This is a genomic window from Streptomyces sp. NPDC043908 (assembly GCF_056435525.1).
On sequence record NZ_JBWKEI010000005.1, the window covers coordinates 331153 to 351530 of the forward strand.

A 20378-nucleotide genomic window follows, 5' to 3' on the forward strand; every position below is an offset into this window, starting at 1 on the left:
GCCGTGCGTCCGGGCCCGGGCCGGTGTCAGTGGTGTCTGGTAGGAATTTGGCTGTGAGCAGCGAGAACGAGAAGCCGGGCGGGGGCGCCGAGGGGGGCGGGGCGGAGCAGCTCGCGCTGATTCGGGAGACCGTGCGCAAGGCCAAGGTGCCCAAAGCCAAGCCGCGGACCTGGCGCGGCGCCGCGCTTGCCAAGGCCCTGCCCGTGGCGCGGGTCGTGGTGGACAAGGGCGGGGTCCACCTCGACCGCTCCTTCGACTACGCGGTCCCCGAGGAGCTGGACGCCGACGCCCAGCCCGGGGTGCGGGTGCGGGTGCGGTTCGGGGCCGGGGCGCGCCAGGTGCGCGACGGGCGCCGGGAGGGCGGCGGGCTGATCGACGGGTTCGTGGTCGAGCGCCTCGCCGAGTCCGACTACTCGGGGCCGCTGGCCGCGCTCGCCAGTGTCGTCTCGCCCGAGCGGGTGCTCAGCCCCGAGCTGCTCGCCCTCGCCCGCGCGGTCGCCGACCGGTACGCGGGCAGCCTCGCGGACGTGCTCCAGCTCGCGGTGCCGCCCAGGAACGCGCGGGCCGAGTCCAAGCCCTCGCCCGAGCCACCGGGACCACCACCGCCGCCGGACGCGGGGACGTGGGTGCGGTACGGCAGCGGTGACGCGTTCCTGCGCGCCCTGACCTCGGGCGGGGCGCCGCGCGCGGTGTGGACCGCGCTGCCGGGCCCGTCCTGGGCCGAGGAGATCGCCCGCGCCGTCGCCGCGACCCTGGCGGGCGGGCGCGGCGCGCTGGTCGTGGTGCCCGACGGGCGCAGCGCCGGGCGGGTCGACGCGGCGCTCACCGCGCTGCTGGGCGAGGGGCGGCACGCGCTGCTGACCGCCGAGTCCGGCCCGGAGAAGCGCTACCGCCAGTGGCTCGCCGTGCGGCGCGGCTCGGTGCGGGCCGTGGTCGGCACCCGCGCCGCGATGTTCGCCCCCGTCGAGAAGCTCGGCCTGGTGGTCGTCTGGGAGGACGGCGACTCCAGCCACAGCGACGACCACGCGCCCTTCCCGCACGTCCGCGAGGTGCTGGAACTGCGCGCCACCCACGACAAGTGCGCGTTCCTGCTCGGCAGTACGAGCTGTACGGTCGAGGCCGCCCAGCTCGTCGAGAGCGGCTGGGCGGCGCCGCTGGTGGCGGACCGCGCGACCGTACGGTCGGCGGCGCCCCTGGTGCGTACGGTCGGGGACGGCGAGCTGGCCCGCGACGAGGCGGCCCGGGCCGCCCGGCTCCCCAGCCTCGCCTGGCAGGCGGTGCGGGACGGGCTGAAGAGCGGCCCGGTCCTGGTCCAGGTGCCCCGGCGGGGCTATGTGCCCCGGCTCTCCTGCGAACGCTGCCGCACCCCGGCCCGCTGCCGGCACTGCGCCGGGCCCCTGGAGGCGCCGGACGAGCGGGACCTGCGGTGCGGGTGGTGCGGGCGGGGCGAGCCGGAGTGGCGGTGCGCGGAGTGCGGCGGCGTCCGGCTCCGGGCGCGGGTCGTGGGCGCGCGCCGGACCGCCGAGGAGCTCGGCCGGGCGTTCCCCGCCGTGCCGGTGCGGACCTCGGGCCGCGACCATGTGCTGGACAGCGTGCCCGGCCGGCCCGCGCTCGTCGTCTCCACCCCCGGCGCCGAACCGGTCGCCGAGGGCGGGTACGCGGCGGCGCTGCTCCTGGACGGCTGGGCCATGCTCGGACGGCCGGACCTGCGCGCCGGGGAGGAGGCGCTGCGCCGCTGGATCAACGCGGCCTCACTGGTGCGCGGTCAGGACGAGGGCGGCACCGTCGTGGTCGTCGCCGAGCCGACCCTGCGGCCGGTCCAGGCCCTGGTCCGCTGGGACCCGGTCGGCCACGCCCTGCGCGAGCTGGCCGAGCGGGCCGAGCTGGGCTTCCCGCCGGTCTCCCGGATGGCCGAGGTCACCGGGCGCGCGGAGGCGGTGGAGACGTTCCTGACGAGCGTTCGGCTGCCGCCCGACGCGCAGATCCTGGGCCCGGTCCTGATGCGCCCGAGCGAGCCGGGCCGGGCCCGGCGCCCCGGTGACCCTCCGGTGGGGGAGACCTGGGAGCGGGCGCTGCTGCGCGTACCGCCGGGCAGCGGCGCGGCCCTGGCCACGGCCCTGAAGACCGCCCAGGCGGGACGGCTGGCGCGCGGCGGCGGCGATCCGGTGCGGATCAGGGTGGACCCGCCGGACATCGGCTGAGGGCAGGCGGGGGAGCGGGGACGCGCGAGCGGGCGCGGGGCCGGGCCGCGCGGCGCCCGCACTCCGTATGCCTCGGGGATCCGGCCCCGTGCGCCGGGATCCGGGCCGGGCCTCCCAGGGCCCGCGCTCCGTACGCCTCGGGCATCCCGCCCTGGGCGCCCCGGGGATCCCGCCCTCGGCCGCCCCGGGAATCCCGCTCCGTGCGCCCTGGGCATCTCGCCCCTGTACGCCCCAGGCATCCCGCCCTCGACCGCCTCGGGATCCCGTCCGTGCGGCCCGGGCACCCCGTCCCCGTACCCCCACGCAGCCGCCAAGGCAGGTGCCCCCGGCGCACGCTCGGGTGCGACGAGGGCGTGGAAGGGCGGGGGGCAGTTGTGGGGTCAGCCGTTGCGGGGGCCCGGGAGCGCCGTCGTGCGGGCCTCCTCGCGCAGCGACTGCGTGGTCGCCGTCGGCTGGGGCGGCATCGAACGCGCGGCCGGCACGGCGGGGATCACTGCGGGCACCGGCAGCGTACGCGTCACGGCGGCCTCGGCCGGGCGCTCGGCCTCGGCGCTCTGCGCGGCGGCCCGCCGCGCCCCGTAACGCCGGTGCACCGCCTGCTTGGTGACCCCGAGCGCCGAGCCCACCGCGTCCCACGAGAAGCCCAGGGAGCGGTCGAAGTCGACCGCCGCGGTGACCAGGGTCTCCACGCTGTCCCGCAGCTCCTGGGCGAGCCGGACGGTGGGGGCGGGCGCCCGGCCGTAGACGACGAAGCCCGTGGAGGGGCCGGAGCGGCGCGGACGGTAGACGTTGCCGAGCTGGGCGGTGAGGGTGCGCAGCGCGTCCACCTGCCGGCGGACCCGCTCGATGTCCCGCACCAACAGGTGAAGACTGGCCCGTGCCTGGGCGTCGTGGGTTGCGTGGTCGGCCATGAACAAGCCTCTCGGACCGGCGTTGTTGAAAAGGGATCGGGCCGCACGCGCGGCCCGTTTCGGTCAATCTCTCTTGACCAACGCGCCACCCGCTCTTGTGGTCACGGTGCGGGGGCGTATGGGTATGTGCGCAGGGCGCGCGAAGTGGCGTACGCCCCTGTCCCGATACCGCGAAAGGAAACCCGAACAGCGCATTCGAACGTGAGGGGCGACGGCACGGCCGGGACACCCAACGGACCGGCCCGGGCACGCAATAGACTGGGCGTCGCTCTCTACAAAGCGAGGTACTCCCCAGTGAAGCTCGTCTTCGCAGGCACCCCCGAGGTCGCCGTTCCCGCCCTTGACGCCCTGATCGCCTCCGGCCGGCACGAGGTCGCCGCCGTGGTGACCCGGCCGGACGCGCCCGCCGGACGTGGTCGCCATCTGGTGGCCAGCCCCGTCGCCCAGCGCGCCGAGGAGGCCGGCATCGAGGTGCTGAAGCCGGTGAAGCCGCGCGACGAGGACTTCCTGGCGCGGCTGCGCGAGATCGCCCCCGACTGCTGCCCGGTCGTCGCCTACGGGGCGCTGCTCCCGCAGGTGGCGCTGGACATCCCGGTGCACGGCTGGGTGAACCTGCACTTCTCGCTGCTCCCCGCCTGGCGCGGCGCCGCCCCCGTCCAGCACGCGCTGATGGCGGGCGACGAGATCACCGGAGCCTCGACCTTCCAGATCGAGAAGGGCCTGGACTCCGGTCCGCTGTACGGGACGGTCACCGAGGCCGTCCGCCCCACCGACACCAGCGGCGACCTGCTGACCCGGCTCGCCTTCGCCGGCTCCGGGCTGCTCGCCGCGACCATGGACGGCATCGAGGACGGCACGCTCAAGGCCGTTCCGCAGCCCGCCGACGGGATCAGCCTCGCCCCGAAGATCACCGTCGAGGACGCGCAGATCGACTGGACCGCCCCGGCGCTCCGGGTCGACCGCGTGGTGCGCGGCTGCACCCCGGCCCCGGGCGCCTGGACGCTCTTCCGGGGCGAGCGGCTCAAGCTCGTCCAGGCGGTGCCGGCCCCGGACCGTACGGACCTGGCGCCGGGCGAGCTGTCCGCGGGCAAGAACAACGTGTACGTGGGCACCGGCTCCCACGCCGTCGAGCTGATGTGGGTCCAGCCCCAGGGCAAGAAGCCGATGAAGGGCGCGGACTGGGCGCGCGGCGTGCGCATCGCGCCGGGCGAGCACGTCGGCTGAACGGGGCGCGCGGACCCGGGTGGGGGCGCGCGGCGAACAGTCGTAGGCTGGTCGGGTTCGCACCATCTGACCAGCGGAGCACCTTCCACGTGAACGATCAGCCGCACGGCCGTCCCCGCAGCAGCGACGGCAAGGGCGGCGGCAAGCCGTACCGCCGCCCCAAGAAGGACCCCGTCCGCATCCTCGCCTTCGAGGCGCTGCGCGCCGTCGACGAGCGGGACGCGTACGCCAACCTCGTACTGCCGCCGCTGCTGCGCAAGGCCCGCGAGGGCGGGAACTTCGACGGTCGCGACGCGGCGCTCGCCACCGAACTCGTCTACGGCACCCTGCGCCGCCAGGGCACCTACGACGCGATCATCGCGGCCTGCGTCGACCGGCCGCTGCGCGAGGTGGACCCGCCGGTCCTCGACGTGCTCGCGCTCGGCGCCCACCAGCTGCTCGGGACCCGCATCCCCAGCCACGCCGCGGTCTCCGCCAGCGTGGAGCTCGCCCGTGTGGTGCTCGGCGACGGCCGGGCCCGCTTCGTCAACGCCGTACTGCGCAAGATCGCGGCCGACGACCTGGACGGCTGGCTGGAGAAGATCGCGCCCCCGTACGACGAGGACGCCGAGGACCACCTCGCCCTGGTGCATTCGCACCCGCGATGGGTCGTCTCGGCCCTCTGGGACGCGCTGGGCGGTGGCCGCGCGGGCATCGAGGACCTGCTGGAGGCCGACAACGAGCGGCCCGAGGTCACCCTCGTCGCCCGCCCGGGCCGCTCCACCACCGATGAACTCATGGACGCGCTCGGCGAGGACAGCGCGCTGCCCGGCCGCTGGTCCCCGTACGCCGTCCGGATGGCCGAGGGCGGCGAGCCGGGTGCGCTGGAGGCTGTGAAGGACGGCCGGGCCGGTGTGCAGGACGAGGGCAGCCAACTGGTGGCCGTCGCACTCGCGAACGCACCGATCGAGGGGCGCGACGAGCGCTGGCTGGACGGCTGCGCCGGTCCCGGCGGCAAGGCGGCGCTGCTCGCCGCACTGGCCGCCGGACGCGGGGCGTCCCTGCTCGCCTCCGAGAAGCAGCCCCACCGGGCCCGGCTGGTGGAGCGCGCGCTCGCCGGCAACCCCGGCCCGTACCAGGTGATCACCGCGGACGGCACCCGGCCGCCGTGGCGCGAGGGCTCCTTCGACCGCGTCCTGATGGACGTGCCGTGCTCCGGTCTGGGCGCGCTGCGCCGCCGCCCCGAGGCCCGCTGGCGCCGGCGCCCCGAGGACCTGGAGGGCTTCGCCCCGCTCCAGCGCGGGCTGCTGCGCGAGGCGCTGTCGGCGGTCCGGGTGGGCGGTGTCGTCGGATACGCGACCTGCTCGCCGCACCTCGCCGAGACGCGGATCGTGGTGGAGGACGTGCTCAAGGGCCGGGGCGGGGCTCCCGTCGAGGCCGAGTGGATCGACGTACGCCCGCTGATGCCGGGCGTCGCGGGGCTGGGCGAGGGACCCGACGTCCAGCTGTGGCCGCATCTGCACGGCACGGACGCGATGTATCTGGCGCTGCTGCGCCGCACGGCGTGAGGGTGGGCCCGGAGTCACGAACTCCGGGCCCCTTCGGTCCTGTTGGGGGCTAGGGGACGGGAGCACGGGCGCCGGCCGGGGCGCGTCCCTCCTCGGGTTCCCGTGACAGCCGGTGCGGCCACCACACCTTGCGGCCCACGTCCAGGAACAGCGAGGTCACCAGGATCGAGCGGACCACGAAGGTGTCCAGCAGGACGCCGAGGGCCACCGCGAAGCCGATCTCGGCGAACGCCGTCATCGGGAGGGTGCCGAGCACCGCGAAGGTGCCGGCCAGGACCAGGCCCGCGGAGGTGATCACCGCGCCGGTGGCGGCCAGACCGGTCACGACGCCCCGGCGGGTGCCCTGGCGGGCCGCCTCCTCGCGGATGCGGGTGGACAGGAAGATGTTGTAGTCGATGCCCAGGGCCACCAGGAAGACGAAGACGAACAGCGGGAAGTCGGTGGACTCGCCCGCGTAGTCGAAGAGGTGGCGGAAGGTGAGCGCGCTGATGCCGAGCGCCGCCGCGAACGACAGCACGACCGTGCCGATCAGCAGCAGCGGCGCCACCAGCGCCCGCAGCAGGATGCCCAGGACGCACAGCACCACCAGCAGCACCAGCGGGATGACCAGTTTGTTGTCGTGCGTGGTGGCGTTCTCCATGTCCAGGACGGCCGCGGTGCCGCCACCCACGCGCGCGTCGGCGCCGGGCACCGCGTGGACCGCGTCCCGCACCCGCTCGACGGTCGCGTGCGCGGCGGCGCTGTCCGGGCGGGCGGTCATGGTGGCTTCGAGCAGCACCTCGCCGTCGTGCCCGGCCGCGGTGCCCGGGGGCACGCCGACCGACGCGGGCACCACGCCCTCGGTGGCCGCCACCGTCCGGCGCACCTCCGCGGCCCGGTCCGCCGCCGTGATGATCACCAAGGGGTCGCCGCTGCCCGCCGGGAAGTGCTTCGCCTGCACCTCGGCGCCCACGATCGAGTCCGGTCTGCCGGTGAAGGAGTCCGCGTTGCCCAGACCGTCCGCCTTCAGCTGGAGCAGGCCGAACGAGAGCGCGGCCAGCACCGCGGCGGTCGTCACCCAGACCGTACGGGGGCGGGTGGCGATCCGGCGGCCGGTGTGCGCCCACACCCCGCGCGCCGTCGGGTCGGGGGAGCCGAGGACGGGTCTGGCCGGCCAGAAGATCCAGCGGCCGAAGACCACGAGCAGCGCCGGGAAGAGCGTGAGCATGGCGAGCAGCGCGACCGCGACGCCGATGGCCGCGACCGGGCCGAGGCCCTTGGTGGAGTTCATCTCGGCCACCAGCAGGACCAGCATGCCGAGGATGACGGTGGCGCCACTGGCCAGGACCGCGGGTCCGGCCCGGTGCAGGGCCAGCGCCATCGCCTCGTGGCGGTCCTCGTGGCGGCGCAGCTCCTCGCGGTAGCGGGAGACGAGCAGCAGCGCGTAGTCGGTGCCCGCGCCGAAGACCAGCACGGTGAGGATGCCCGCGCTCTGCCCGTTGACGGTCAGGCCCGCGTGCCGGGCCAGCAGATAGATCACCGCCTGCGCGGCGGAGAGCGCCCAGACCACCGAGATCACCGGCACCAGGAGCAGCGTGGGACTGCGGTATGTGATGAGCAGCATCACCACGACCACCGCGAGCGCGGACAGGAGCAGGGTGGAGTCGATGCCGGAGAAGGCCTTGGCGAAGTCGGCCGAGGTGCCGCCGGGGCCGGTGATGTGCGTCTGGAGGCCGCTCCGCGAGGTGCCGGACCGGTCGCGCAGCCGGTCGACCGCGTCCGCGATGTGGTTCCAGCCGTTCTTGTCCATCTTGATCGGCACGAGGATCTGGGCGGCGGTGTTCGCGGGGTCGAACAGCGGTCCCCGGACGCGGGCGCCCTGGATGCCGTCCGCGCTCAGGGCGCGCATCGCCGCGGCGTCGGCGGTGATCTTCTGCCGGTCCGCGGCGGTGAGACCGCCGTCGCGCGCGTAGACGACGATCGCCGGGACCTCCTCGGGCCTGAACGCCTTGGCGGAGTCGAAGACTTGGGTCGACTCGGCGCTGCCCGGCAGCCAGGAGGTGGCGTCGTTGTCCTGGGCGTCGGTGAGTTTGGAGGCGAGCGGGAAGGCGACGGCGACCACGATCAGCCAGAGGACGAGCACCAGCCACTTGCTCCGCCGGCCGCACACCAGCCACGCGGCCGAGCGCCGTCCGGGCCCCTGCCCGTCCGGCGCGGGATGATCCTGTCGCGGGTTCCGGTGCGTGCGCGCGTCGGACATCACGTCCCCCAGGGCCCGCGGTCGGCGCGGGTTGCCGCTTCCGAAATGGCCTGAAACACCAGGATTACACGGAGCGTCCCGGTCCGGCGAGTCGTGGGAGAGGCGTAGGAGAGACGTAGGTCTCGCCTCCCGCGGGCACCGAGTCCGTACCGTGGCAGGCAAGTGGTGCGAGGCATGGCAGGCTTGGGGCATGGCTCAGATCAACCCCAGCATCCTCTCCGCCGACTTCGCGCGTCTCGCCGAAGAGGCCAAGGCCGTCGAAGGCGCCGACTGGCTGCACGTGGACGTCATGGACAACCACTTCGTGCCCAACCTCACGCTGGGTGTGCCGGTCGTGGAATCCCTGCGCCGGGCGACGGGCACCCCGCTGGACTGCCATCTGATGATCGAGGACCCCGACCGGTGGGCCCCGCAGTACGTCGAGGCCGGCGCCGGGTCGGTCACCTTCCACGCCGAGGCCGCCGCCGCGCCCGTGCGGCTCGCGCGGGAGATCCGGGCGAAGGGGGCGCGGGCGTCGATGGCGCTCAAACCCGCGACACCCATCGAGCCGTACGAGGACCTGCTGCCCGAGCTGGACATGCTGCTCATCATGACCGTGGAGCCGGGCTTCGGCGGCCAGCCGTTCCTCGACGTGATGCTGCCGAAGATCCGCCGCACCCGGGAGCTGATCTCCAAGCACGGCCTCGAACTGTGGCTCCAGGTGGACGGCGGGGTCTCCGCGGCGACCATCGAGCGGTGCGCGGAGGCGGGCGCGGACGTCTTCGTCGCCGGGTCGGCCGTCTACGGAGCGAAGGACCCCGCCGACGCGGTGCGTACCCTGCGCTCCATGGCGGAACGGAGCACGGCCGACGCCCCCTGGGCATGCGGCCACTGAGCCACGGCTCGGTGAACGCGGCCCTCCGGGGCTGATCAAGGACCGTTGGATCTGACAGGATGAACAGCGAGTCCAGAGTGTGAACAGCAGTGAGGAGATCGCGGTGTCTGCAATGTCGGCGGGTCGGTCAGCCCTGCGGATGGGACCCGCGGAGCTGGTGCAGGCGGCGGCGATGGCCCGCCGCTTCTATCTGGAGGGCAAGTCCAAGATCCAGATCGCGGAGGAGTTCGGCGTCAGCCGCTTCAAGGTGGCCCGGGTCCTGGAGACCGCGCTGGAGCGCGACCTCGTGAGAATCGAGATCCGCGTCCCGGCGGAGCTGGACGCGGAACGCTCGGACGCGCTGCGCGCCCGGTACGGGCTGCGGCACGCGGTCGTCGTCGAGTCCCCCGAGGCGGGCGAGGACGAGTCGTCGCCCGACCCCGAGAACCTGGGCGAGGTCGCCGCCGATCTCCTCGGCGAGCTGGTCAGCGAGGGCGATGTGCTGGGCCTGGCCTGGGGCCGGTCCACCATCCACATGGCCGCGGCCCTCGACCGGCTGCCGCCCTGCACGGTCGTGCAGCTCACCGGGGTGTACGACGCGGGCACCGCCGAGCGCGGCTCGGTCGAGGCCGTACGGCGCGCCGCCCAGGTCTCCGGCGGCGACGCCCACCCCATCTACGCGCCGATGCTGCTGCCGGACGCGGCCACCGCGGCCGCCCTGCGCAACCAGACCGGGATCGCCCGCGCCTTCGAGTACTTCGACAAGGTGACCGTGGCGGCCGTGTCCATCGGTTCCTGGGAGCCGGGCATCTCCACGGTGCACGACATGCTGACCGACGAGGAGCGGGCGCACTACGCCTCCCTCGGCGTCGCGGCCGAGATGTCCGCCCATCTGTTCGATGCCGAGGGGCGTCGGGTCGGGCGGGACCTCGGGGAGCGGTGCATCACGGTCGAGGCGGACCGGCTGCGGCGGATTCCGGAGGTCGTGGCGATCGCCGGGGGTGCGCGGAAGGCGTCGGCGATCGACGCGGTGCTGCGGTCCGGGCTGGTCACCAGTCTCGTGACCGACACCGCCGCGGCGGACTTCCTGCTGCACGAGACGGGTGCGCAGCCTCGGCCCGCGCTGAACCGGGCGGACCCGGACGGGGACTGAGCCCCCTTCCCTTCCCTTCCCGGGTGGGCCCGGCTCCCTTGTGGGCTTCGCCCCGGTTCGTGGTGTTCTGTCTGCGGGCCGGTGGGGCTTGGTCGCGCAGTTCCCCGCGCCCCTTGGAGGGGTCGGCCCCGTCTCTTCGTCTGCGGGCCGGTGGGGGCTGGTCGCGCAGTTCCCCGCGCCCCTGGGACGGGGTTTCGGCCCTGCCTTTTTGTCTGCGGGCCCGGTGGGGGCTGGTCGCGCAGTTCCCCGCGCCCCTGGGGAGGGCGGGGTGCCGCACCGTGTAGGGTCGGCGCCCCACCAGTCCCCGGTCAGGCGTACACGCGTTGCGCGTTCTCGCTCGACAGGAGGCCGGTGACCCGGTGCGCGTCCGCGTGCGACCACGCTCCCGATGTCGTCCACGTCTCCAGGAGTTCGTCCAGGCCCTCCCGGAACAGGCGCGCCCCGACCACGTACAGCTCCGGCAGGCCGTAGGCGTCCGTGGAGAAGAGCAGCTTGCCGAACGGGGTGAGCTCCAGCATCTCGGCCAGGACCGCGCCGGCCCGCGCCCCCGTGTGGCTGAGGGTGAGGCCCATGTCCGCGTAGACATGCGGGTACACATGGGCGAGGTAGGCGGCGTTGCGGTGGAACGGGTAGCCGTGCAGCAGGATCAGCGGGGTGCCGGAGCGGCGCGTGGCGCGGATGAAGTCCGTCAGGAGCAGCGGGTCGCATCGGTGCAGCCGTAGGTCCGGGTCGCCGAAGCCGGTGTGCAGCTGGAGCGGGAGCCGGGTCGCGACCGCCGACCACAGCAGATGGCGCAGCAGCACCGGATCCTTGAGACGGTCGCCCTTCGGCCGTTTTTTCAGCCAATTCGCCGCCGCGTCCCGTACCTCGTGGAGCGCGGGCGGCTCGGGGGCGAGGTCCAGCCCGTACCGGTAGGCGGCCACCGACTTGAAGCCCACGGCCGTGGTCGCCGCCGAGCGGATCCGCGCCGCCAGCTCCGCCAGGAACGCGTCCGCGTCCCGGGTCGTGTCGGCCGCGAACTCGGCCAGCCGCTCCAGGCGCACGATCTCGTGGACCGGGGCGCCGCTCAGCTCGGCGAGCTCGTCGGGGCCGGTGATGTCGCCGGGAAGACCGGTGTCCATGACGTACGCGCCGATCCCGCTGCCGCGCAGGAGCAGCCGGGTCGCCTCGCGGGCGCCGAGTTCGGCGCGCCGGGCCAGATAGCGCTCCGGGGTGCAGTGCGGCTCCAGACCCAGCAGTGGCGGGCACCAGCGGCGCACCGCGAAGCCGAGCTGGGTGTCGAAGAAGCTCGTCCCGGGCGCGGCGGGCCCGTCGGCCTCGGTCAGGAACGCCTCGAAGGCGGCGGGACCGGGGTCCGTGCGCAGCACGCCGTGGCAGTGGTGGTCGAGGAGCGTGCCCGCGGGGACCTCGACCGGTGTACGGCGGGGCCGGTCGTCGGCCGCCCCCGGGGGCCGCGCCGGCGCCCCCTCCTGGCCGCCCATCTCAGTACCGCCCCCGCGTCGCGTCCGCGATCTCCTGCGGGGACTTGCCCTCGAACAGGGCCGACTCCGCCTGGCGGACCGCCGCGAACGCCTCGAAGAGGGGGTCGCCCATCGCTTCGCGCAGGACGTCGGACGCGGTGAAGTGGCGCAGCGCCTCGGGCAGCGAGGCGGGCAGGCGCGGCCGGCCGCCGACCACCGCGGGGTCGCCCGAGACCGGCTCGGGCAGCATCGCCTTGGTGTCCAGGCCCGCAAGGCCCGCCGCGATCACCGCGCCCACCGCGAGATACGGATTGGCGGCCGGGTCGAAGCACTTGACCTCGGCGTTGGCGGCGTCCGGGTCGTCGGGCGCGCCGGTGATGAAGCGGAGGGCGGCCTCCCGGTTCTCGTGCCCCCAGCACTGGAACGCGCCGGCCCAGCGGGAGGGTTCCAGGCGGAGGTAGCTGGCGGGGGAGGGGGCGCCGACGGCGACCAGGGCGGGCAGGGCCGCCAGGACGCCCGCGAGGAACGCCTCGCCGTCGGCGGTCATGGCGAGACGGCCGTCACCGCCGCCGCACAGGTTCCGGCCGTCCCGCCAGAGGCTGAGGTGGAGATGGGCCCCGTTGGCGACACCGCCCGGGGTGACCACGGGGCCGAAGAGGGGGGTGAGGCCGTGCCGTACCGAGACCGCGCGGATCGTCTCGCGCACCAGCACCGACAGATCCGCGGCTCCCACCGGATCGGTGGGGGCCACCGACACCTCGAACTGGCCCTCGGTGTACTCGGGGTGGATCTGCAGCACATCCACCCCCTGGTCCAGCAGTGCGCCGAGCACATCACCGAGGTACGCGGACCGCTCCACGACCCGCGCCATCCCGTACGCCGGGCCTTCGAGCGCGGGCGCGACCGTCCACTCCGTCTCGAAGCCCATGCGCAGCGAGAGGCCCCGCTCGGCGGCCCGGAGCGTCATCCGACGGGCGAACAGCCGCTGGCAGCCCGGGTGTTCACCGCCCCGCTGGTCGTAGCGGTCGACCGGGGCCCAGGCCCAGCCCGGCTGCCCGGCGAGCACGGTCAGCCGGTCCAGGTCGGGGAAGAGCCGCAGATCGCCGTCCGGTCCGCCGCTGAAGCGGCTGGAGGTGGCCGAGTCGTCCACCAGGAAGGCGTCGAAGCACGGCGACATCCCGACCCCGCGCTCCACGACCGAGGGCAGCCGGGCCGCGGGCACCGCCTTCACGCGCGCGATGCCCGCGTTGTCCACCGAGGTCAGCGCCACCGCGCGGACCCCCTCGGAGGCCAGCCGCGCCGCCTCCTGCCGTGCCCGCCGTACCCGCTCCCGCACCTGCTCCGACCCCACTGCCTCAGTCCCTCCCGCCGCCCAGCTGCTTCACCGTGGCGACCGTGTCCGCCTCCGAGGCGCTCTTGTCCTCGCGGTAGCGCACTACCCGTGCGAACCTCAGTGTCACCCCCTCCGGGTAGCGGGACGATCTCTGCACCCCGTCGAAGGCGATCTCTACGACGAGTTCCGGCCGCACCCGCACCCCCCACGGCTCCTCGGCCACCGCCAGCTCCCGCAGCCGCTCGGTCTGCCAGGCGAGCAGCACGTCGGTGAGACCCTTGAAGGTCTTGCCCAGCATGGCGAACGAGCCGTCCGGGCGGCGGGCGCCCAGGTGCAGATTGGAGAGCCTGCCGGTGCGCCGGCCGTGCCCCCACTCCGCCCCCAGCACCACCAGGTCGAGGGTGTGCACCGGCTTGACCTTCAGCCAGGACGCGCCCCTGCGGCCCGCGCTGTACGCCGAGTCCAGCGCCTTCACCACCACGCCCTCATGGCCGCGCTCCAGCGTCAGCGCCGCGAACTCCCCTGCCGCCGACCGCTGTTCGGGATCGGCCGGGTCCTCCACCACCACCCGCCGCACCCGGCGCGGCTCCGGTGCCACCCGGACCAGCTCGGCGCAGCGCTCGCGCACCGGCAGATCGAGGAGGTCGCGGCCGTCCACCGAGAGCAGATCGAAAAAGACCGGAAACAGTGGCAACCGGTCCTGGGCACCGGCCACATCCAGCCGGGAACCCACCCGCCCCGCGATGTCCTGGAACTGCCGGGGCCGCCCTTCCTGGTCGAGCGCGATCACCTCGCCGTCGAGGATCGCCCGATCGGCTTTCAACTCGCGGGCGGCGGCCACCACTTCGGGCAGCCGGGCGGTGATCTCGTCGAGCGTACGGGTGAAGACGCGCACCTCGTCGCTGTCCCGGTGGACCTGCACCCGGATGCCGTCGAGCTTCTCCTCCACGGCGCACGGGCCCAGCCGGTCCAGCGCCTCGTCCACGTCCTTGGCGGTGTGCGCCAGCATCGGCAGCACCGGCCGGCCCACGTCCATCCGGAAGGCCGCCAGCGCGTCGCCGCCACCGCCGAGGAGTGCCTGGGCCACGGCCCCCAGCGAGCCGCCGAGCATCACCGCGCGCCGCACGTCCGCCGCCGGGGCGCCGGTCGCCTCGGCCAGGCCCTCCACGGCCGCCGCGTCGAGCGCGCCCTGGCGGACCTCACCGGTGATCAGACCGATGAGGAACCGCTGCTCCTCCTCGGTGGCGGCGGCCATCAGCTCGCGCGCCAGCCGTCCGCGCTCGCCCTGGGCGCCCTTGCCCGACAGCGCGCCGATCCGGTCGAGGGCCGCGTCGACCTCCTGGACGGTGAGGGCGGGGCTCCCGGCGGGCGGCGGGCGGTCCTTCAGGGTGCTCCAGCCCAGGCCCGTACGGCGCTGCGGCAGCCGTCCCGCCAGATAGGTGACCACCAGCGGGGCCTCGGCCGGGGCGGTCTCGCGGAACAGCGCGGCGAGCAGGGCGGCCTTCCTCGTACGGGAGGAGGTCGCCGCGATCTCGCGGGAGGTCGTGGCCACGTCGGCGAGCAGCATGTCCCCATCCTCACCCGGTCCGTTCGCGTCCGCAGGTCCGAGGTGGCAGCATCGGCGCATGCCCACCAGGTCCGCCCGAACGACCGTCGCCGCCCTGCTGGCGTGCCTGGCGCTGCTGCTCGCGGGATGCGGGGGCGGCGGGGAGGGGGACGCCGGGCCGTCCCGCGCCGCCACCGCCGCGGGCGCCGCCACGCCCGGCTGGGCCCGGGACATGGCGACCGTCCGCGCCGGCGCACTGCCGACCGAGGCCCAGCAGACCCTGAAGCTGATCGACCGGGGCGGCCCCTTCCCGTACGCCAAGGACGGCACGGTCTTCTCGAACTTCGAGAAGGCCCTGCCGCAGCACAAGCGGGGCTACTACCACGAGTACACGGTGACCACCCCGAAGTCGCGCGACCGCGGCGCCCGGCGGCTGGTCACCGGGCAGGGCGGCGAGATCTACTACACCGGCGACCACTACAAGACGTTTCTGGCGGTGCTGCGATGACGGCCGACCCTTTCGACGCCGTACGGGCCACCGGCTGGCAGGTCGACGTGCTCGACCTCACCGGGGTCACCGACAAGGCCGGCTTCATGGACCGCTGCGCCCGCGCGCTGCGTCTGCCGGAGTGGTTCGGCCGCAACTGGGACGCCCTCGCCGACTGCCTGGGCGACCCCGACTGGGGCCCGGCCGACCCCGGCCGGCTGCTGGTGGTGCGGGGCTGGCAGGGATACGCGCGGGCGCGTCCGCAGGAGTGGGAGACGGCCCGGGACGTGCTGGACGAGGCGGTGGCCGACGGCGACAGCGGCACCCTGGCGGTGGTGCTCGCCCTCGGCGCGTTCGTCTGATCGCACCAGGGCCCTTCCCGGCCTCTGGAGGATCGGCCCGGGCGGCGCGAACACCCGAACATGGGACAATGAAGTACGTGCGTTTAGCCCCGGCTGAAATGCCTGGGGTCACTCCGATCGACTGGGATGTTCTGCACGTGCGTTTCCTCAATGACATCAAGCCGCCGTACGACCTGACGTACGACGATGTGTTCATGGTCCCCAGCCGCTCCGCGGTGGGCTCCCGCCAGGGCGTCGACCTGGCCTCGCCCGACGGCTCGGGCACCACGATCCCGCTCGTCGTCGCCAACATGACGGCCATCGCGGGACGGCGGATGGCCGAGACCGTGGCGCGCCGCGGCGGCATCGTCGTCATCCCGCAGGACATCCCGATCGAGGTCGTCACCGACGTCATCACCTGGGTCAAGACGCGTCACCACGTGCTCGACACCCCGATCGTCCTCGCGCCGACCCAGACCGTCGCGGACGCGCTGGCGCTGCTGCCCAAGCGCGCCCACAACGCCGGTGTCGTCGTCGACTCCGAGCAGCGCCCCGTCGGTGTCGTCACCGACGCCGACCTGACCGGCGTCGACCGCTTCACGCAGCTCTCCGAGGTCATGTCCAAGGACCTGCTGCTGCTCGACGCGGACATCGACCCGCGCGAGGCGTTCAACAAGCTCGACCACGCCAACCGCCGCTACGCCCCGGCCGTGGACAAGGACGGCCGCCTCGCCGGCATCCTCACCCGCAAGGGCGCCCTGCGCGCGACCCTGTACACCCCGGCCACCGACGCCGCCGGCAAGCTGCGGATCGCCGCCGCCGTCGGCATCAACGGCGACGTGGCGGGCAAGGCCAAGCAGCTCCTGGACGCCGGCGCCGACACGATCGTCGTGGACACCGCGCACGGCCACCAGGAGTCGATGATCGCCGCGATCAAGGCCGTCCGCGGCCTGGACCCGCAGGTCCCGATCGTCGCGGGCAACATCGTGGCCGCCGAGGGCGTGCGCGACCTCATCGACGCGGGCGCCGACATCATCAAGGTCGGTGTGGGCCCCGGCGCGATGTGCACCACCCGGATGATGACCGGTGTGGGCCGCCCGCAGTTCTCCGCCGTCCTGGAGTGCGCGGCCGAGGCGAAGAAGTACGGCAAGCACGTGTGGGCCGACGGCGGTGTGCGCCACCCGCGTGACGTCGCCATGGCGCTCGCGGCCGGTGCCTCCAACGTCATGATCGGCTCCTGGTTCGCCGGTACGTACGAGTCCCCGGGCGACCTCCAGCAGTCCGCCGACGGACGGCTCTACAAGGAGTCGTTCGGCATGGCCTCGGCCCGCGCGGTGCGCAACCGCACGAGCGAGGAGTCCGCGTACGACCGGGCCCGCAAGGCGCTCTTCGAGGAGGGCATCTCCACCTCGCGGATGTTCCTCGACCCGACCCGGCCGGGCGTCGAGGACCTGATCGACTCGATCATCGCGGGCGTCCGCTCCTCCTGCACCTACGCGGGCGCGAGCTCGCTCGCGGAGTTCGAGGAGAAGGCGGTCGTCGGCATCCAGTCCGCCGCCGGTTACGCGGAGGGCAAGCCGCTGCACGCCAGCTGGAGCTAGGAGCTCCGCGGGGGCCCCGTCCTTCGTCGGCGGGTACGCCGTGGCGGATCACGCGGTTCTCCGCGCCCCTGAAGAGACGGCCCCGCCTGCCCCTGTGGAGACGGCCCCCCGCGCTGTGCGCGGGGGGCCGTCTCCCTATGCGCGGTCCCAGCTCTATACGTGGGGTCCCAGCGCCTCCGCCACCGCCGCCGCGACCTTCGCGTGGCCGCCGTCGTTCGGGTGCAGACCGTCCGCCAGGTCGTCCTCGGTCACCAGGTCGCGTCCGGAAAGCACGTGGAGGCGGCTGTCGCCGTCCGCGACACGGTCCCGGGCCGCCGCCTCCATCGCGGAGCGCAGGGCGCCCAGCGTGGCGCCCAGCGCGTTCGGGGTGCGCTCCGCGGCCGGACGCAGCAGCGGCGAGAGCAGCAGCAGCGGGGTGCGCGGGTGGCCCCGGCGCACCAGAGCCAGGAACGCCCGGGTCGTCTCGTACAGCAGCGTCGCCGAACTCGGCACGGCCGACCAGCAGTTGGTGCCGAAGGCCAGGGTCAGGACGTCCGCCGGCAGGGTCGCGAGCTGTTCGGCGACGGCGAGTTCGCCGCGGGCGGCTCCCGCGTAGCCGAGGTTGACGGTGTCCAGGCCGAGTGCCCGCCCGGCCACCGCCGGCCAGGCGCGGGCGGGACGGGTCGACCACCAGCCCTCGGTGATCGAGTCGCCGTGGACCAGCCAGCGGGGCCCGCGCGGGGCGGGCGTGAGCGTGCCGCCGACCCCGCGCAGGGCGAGGACGCGCGGTGCGCGGTCCTGCGGCGGATGGAGGGTGAACGGGCCGCCGCCGGGCGGGAGTTCGAGGACCGCGACCGCCTCCTCGGCCGGGGTCACGGCCGTCTCGTGAACGAGGCGGCCGTCCGCCCAGAGCGCGAAGGTGTGGGCGAGGGAGCGCATCTCCTCGCCCGGCGCGGGCACCTCGGCGCGGTAGTGGATCTCCACCGCCGACGCCCCGGCGGCGGTGAACTCCAGCCGCACCCCTATGGGCAGTCCGGCCCGCTCCGCGGTGTCCCAGGGCAGTCGTGCCAGGTCGTCGGGGTCCGCCCGCACCGGCGCGCCCTTCGCGTCCCGCCAGGCCACCCCGCGCAGGAACGGATCCGGGTCCAGCCAGGTCATCGACGCCTCCGATCGGGGTACCCGGACACTCGTCGGCAGGGGTGTCGGGGACCTCACTCCTACCCCGCCGGGCACGGCCCGATCACACCGTTGACGCACGGATCGAACGCTGATGCGCAACAAACACCCATCCGTCGCGCTTGTGCGCAATGATCATTCACTGATGCGCAAGGTTGCTGCATTACGAGCGGGAAGCGGAACCCTTTACTCTTCTCGCGATACGTGGAGTGGCGGCGACCGCCTGCTCGGCGGTACCGGCCACGGTGTGCTCAGTCATGCCCGGATTGCCCCTTCGTACGGGAAGGGCCGGACCGTCGTGGTCGCCGACGTCCGAAGGCAGCGACAAGGAGCCCACTGAAGTGTTGGACCACGGCACAGCGCCCCCCACCGCAGCAGCACCGGCCACCGGGGCCCCGCGCCCCGGCAACCCGCTGCTGCGGCGCAAGCCGGTAGAACTGCTGGTCGCCGAGGGTGGCAAGGGCGAGGGCGGCACTCTGCGCCGCACCCTCGGCATGTGGCAGCTGACCATGATCAGCATCGGCGCCACGCTCGGCACCGGCATCTTCGTCGTCCTGGGCGAAGCCGTCCCCAAGGCCGGACCGGCGGTCACCCTGTCGTTCGTCCTCGCCGGACTCACCGCGCTGTTCTCCGCGCTCTCCTACGCCGAGCTGGCGGGCTCCATCCCGGTGGCGGGCTCCTCGTACTCGTACGCGTACGCAACGCTGGGCGAACTCGTCGCCTGGGTCTGCGGCTGGTGCCTGATCCTGGAGTACGGCGTCTCGGTCGCGGCCGTGGCCGTCGGCTGGGGGCAGTACCTCAACGAGCTGCTCGACGGGACCATCGGCGTCACCATCCCGGACGCGCTCTCGGCGCCGCCCGGCGACGGCGGGATATTCAACCTGCCCGCGCTGATCGTCGTGCTGCTCGCGATGGTGTTCCTGCTCGGCGGCGCCCGGGAGTCAGCCCGCGCCAACACCATCATGGTGGCGGTGAAGATCGTCACCCTGGTGCTCTTCTGCTCCATCGGCATCATGGGCTTCAAGTCCGGCAACTACTCCGACTTCATGCCGCTCGGCATGGCCGGTGTCAGCGCCGCGGGCTCCTCGCTCTTCTTCTCCTACATCGGCTTCGACGCCGCCTCCACCGCCGGTGAGGAGGCCAAGAACCCGCAGCGCGACCTGCCGCGCGCGATCATGCTCTCGCTGATCATCGTCACCGCGCTGTACGTCCTGGTCGCCGCGGTCGCCGTGGGCGCCCGCCAGTGGAAGACCTTCGAGGGCAGCGAGGCGACCCTCGCCGCGATCATGAACGACGTCAGCGGCCAGACCTTCTGGGGCACGCTGCTCGCGGCCGGCGCCGTCATCTCCATCGCCAGCGTGGTGCTGACCGTGCTCTACGGCCAGACCCGCATCCTGTTCTCGATGTCCCGCGACGGCCTGGTCCCCAAGGTCTTCGGCAAGGTCAACCCCAAGACCGGCACCCCCCGCGCCAACACGGTCATCGTGTCGCTCTTCTGCGGTGTCCTCGCCGCCGCCGTCCCGCTCGGCGACCTCGTCGACGCCACCAGCATCGGCACGCTCTTCGCCTTCGCGCTGGTCAACATCGCGGTCATCGTGCTGCGCCGGACCCGCCCGGACATGCCGCGCACCTTCCGGGCCCCGCTCGGCTGGGTCTGCCCGATCCTCGGCTTCTTCTTCTGCATCTACATGATGAAGGGCCTCGGCACGTCCACCTGGACCGTGTTCGGAGTCTGGATGGCCGTCGGTCTCGTGATCTACTTCGGGTACGGCATCCGCCGCTCCCGACTGGCCACGGCCACGGACACCGTATCCGCAGAGAAGTGACCCACCCGCAGTGCGACTCAATGACCTCGACGAGCGCATCGTCCACGCCCTCGCCGAAGACGCCCGCCGCTCCTACGCCGACATCGGTTCGCTGATCGGCCTCTCCGCGCCCGCCGTGAAGCGGCGCGTGGACCGGCTGCGCGCCGAGGGCGCCATCACCGGCTTCACCGTCCGGGTGGACCCCGCGGCGCTGGGCTGGGAGACCGAGGGCTTCATCGAGCTGTACTGCCGCCGCAACACCTCGCCCGACGCCATCAAGCGCGGGCTGGAGCGGTACCCCGAGGTCGCGTCCGCCTCCACCGTCACCGGTGAGGCGGACGCGATCGTCCAGGTCTTCGCCTCGGACATGCGCCACTTCGAGCGGGTCCTGGAACGGATCGCCGGGGAGCCGTACGTGGAGCGCACCAAGTCGGTCCTGGTGCTCTCGCCCCTGCTCAGGCGCTTCTCCTCCGGCTCGCCCGCCTGATCGTCCGGGCCCGGGGCCCGGGGGCGTTACGGGCC

The 20378-nt window shown here is 73.9% G+C and carries 16 protein-coding genes; 10 read left to right on the forward strand and 6 right to left on the reverse strand.

What is annotated here, in order from left to right:
* Positions 1 to 53 precede the first annotated feature (53 nt).
* Positions 54 to 2201 (forward strand): primosomal protein N', encoded by a 2148-nt coding sequence (locus AC069K_RS14405; protein ID WP_478615716.1) that lies wholly within the window; start codon positions 54 to 56, stop codon positions 2199 to 2201.
* Between the two features lie 380 nt (positions 2202 to 2581).
* Here the strand turns inward: AC069K_RS14405 and AC069K_RS14410 are convergent, their stop codons facing one another.
* On the reverse strand, positions 2582 to 3112 hold the full coding sequence (locus AC069K_RS14410; protein ID WP_365113894.1) for a hypothetical protein: 531 nt from the start codon (positions 3110 to 3112) through the stop codon (positions 2582 to 2584).
* Between the two features lie 294 nt (positions 3113 to 3406).
* Here AC069K_RS14410 and fmt point away from each other — a divergent pair, with 294 nt between their 5' ends.
* Entirely contained in the window at positions 3407 to 4336 is a 930-nt protein-coding gene (gene fmt, locus AC069K_RS14415) for a methionyl-tRNA formyltransferase (protein ID WP_365113896.1), read from the forward strand.
* An 89-nt stretch (positions 4337 to 4425) separates the two neighbouring features.
* A complete protein-coding gene (locus tag AC069K_RS14420; RefSeq protein ID WP_365113898.1) occupies positions 4426 to 5883 on the forward strand; it encodes an RsmB/NOP family class I SAM-dependent RNA methyltransferase in 1458 nt (485 codons plus the stop codon).
* 49 nt (positions 5884 to 5932) lie between these two features.
* Here the strand turns inward: AC069K_RS14420 and AC069K_RS14425 are convergent, their stop codons facing one another.
* Entirely contained in the window at positions 5933 to 8122 is a 2190-nt protein-coding gene (locus tag AC069K_RS14425; protein WP_478615722.1) for an MMPL family transporter, read from the reverse strand.
* Positions 8123 to 8312: 190 nt separating this feature from the next.
* On the opposite strand from AC069K_RS14425, the gene rpe reads away from it, so the two are divergent.
* Together rpe and AC069K_RS14435 are read left to right on the forward strand one after the other, a co-directional pair.
* Positions 8313 to 8996, forward strand: coding sequence for a ribulose-phosphate 3-epimerase (gene rpe / locus AC069K_RS14430; RefSeq protein WP_358835051.1), 684 nt, complete (start codon positions 8313 to 8315; stop codon positions 8994 to 8996).
* Between the two features lie 79 nt (positions 8997 to 9075).
* On the forward strand, positions 9076 to 10128 hold the full coding sequence (locus tag AC069K_RS14435; RefSeq protein WP_358835052.1) for a sugar-binding transcriptional regulator: 1053 nt from the start codon (positions 9076 to 9078) through the stop codon (positions 10126 to 10128).
* A gap of 308 nt (positions 10129 to 10436) precedes the next feature.
* Here AC069K_RS14435 and AC069K_RS14440 read toward each other — a convergent pair whose 3' ends face one another.
* Genes AC069K_RS14440 through AC069K_RS14450 form a run of 3 tightly spaced genes read right to left on the reverse strand, consistent with a single transcriptional unit; the run spans position 10437 to position 14488 of the window.
* The gene (locus AC069K_RS14440) at positions 10437 to 11609 is read right to left on the reverse strand and encodes an amidohydrolase family protein (protein ID WP_478615727.1); all 1173 of its coding nucleotides are present in this window, start codon (positions 11607 to 11609) and stop codon (positions 10437 to 10439) included.
* Position 11610: 1 nt separating this feature from the next.
* Positions 11611 to 12939 (reverse strand): type I glutamate--ammonia ligase, encoded by a 1329-nt coding sequence (locus AC069K_RS14445; RefSeq protein ID WP_478615730.1) that lies wholly within the window; start codon positions 12937 to 12939, stop codon positions 11611 to 11613.
* Positions 12940 to 12943: 4 nt separating this feature from the next.
* The gene (locus tag AC069K_RS14450) at positions 12944 to 14488 is read right to left on the reverse strand and encodes an ATP-dependent DNA ligase (protein WP_478615733.1); all 1545 of its coding nucleotides are present in this window, start codon (positions 14486 to 14488) and stop codon (positions 12944 to 12946) included.
* Positions 14489 to 14546: 58 nt separating this feature from the next.
* On the opposite strand from AC069K_RS14450, the gene AC069K_RS14455 reads away from it, so the two are divergent.
* The 3 genes from AC069K_RS14455 (at position 14547) to AC069K_RS14465 (ending at position 16896) form a co-directional block, all read left to right on the forward strand.
* On the forward strand, positions 14547 to 14975 hold the full coding sequence (locus AC069K_RS14455) for a guanyl-specific ribonuclease (RefSeq protein WP_478615736.1): 429 nt from the start codon (positions 14547 to 14549) through the stop codon (positions 14973 to 14975).
* Complete coding sequence (locus AC069K_RS14460) at positions 14972 to 15316, forward strand: barstar family protein (RefSeq protein WP_478615739.1); 345 nt, start codon at positions 14972 to 14974, stop codon at positions 15314 to 15316. The genes AC069K_RS14455 and AC069K_RS14460 overlap by 4 nt, the downstream gene beginning before the upstream one ends.
* A 98-nt stretch (positions 15317 to 15414) precedes the next feature.
* Positions 15415 to 16896, forward strand: a complete 1482-nt coding sequence (locus AC069K_RS14465; protein ID WP_478615742.1) for a GuaB1 family IMP dehydrogenase-related protein — start codon at positions 15415 to 15417, stop codon at positions 16894 to 16896.
* Between the two features lie 153 nt (positions 16897 to 17049).
* On the opposite strand, the gene AC069K_RS14470 is transcribed toward AC069K_RS14465, so the two are convergent.
* Complete coding sequence (locus AC069K_RS14470) at positions 17050 to 18033, reverse strand: GDSL-type esterase/lipase family protein (protein ID WP_478615745.1); 984 nt, start codon at positions 18031 to 18033, stop codon at positions 17050 to 17052.
* Positions 18034 to 18392: 359 nt separating this feature from the next.
* Here AC069K_RS14470 and AC069K_RS14475 point away from each other — a divergent pair, with 359 nt between their 5' ends.
* Positions 18393 to 19877 (forward strand): amino acid permease, encoded by a 1485-nt coding sequence (locus tag AC069K_RS14475; protein ID WP_358835060.1) that lies wholly within the window; start codon positions 18393 to 18395, stop codon positions 19875 to 19877.
* Positions 19878 to 19887: 10 nt separating this feature from the next.
* Complete coding sequence (locus AC069K_RS14480) at positions 19888 to 20343, forward strand: Lrp/AsnC family transcriptional regulator (protein WP_358835061.1); 456 nt, start codon at positions 19888 to 19890, stop codon at positions 20341 to 20343.
* Positions 20344 to 20378 lie beyond the last annotated feature (35 nt).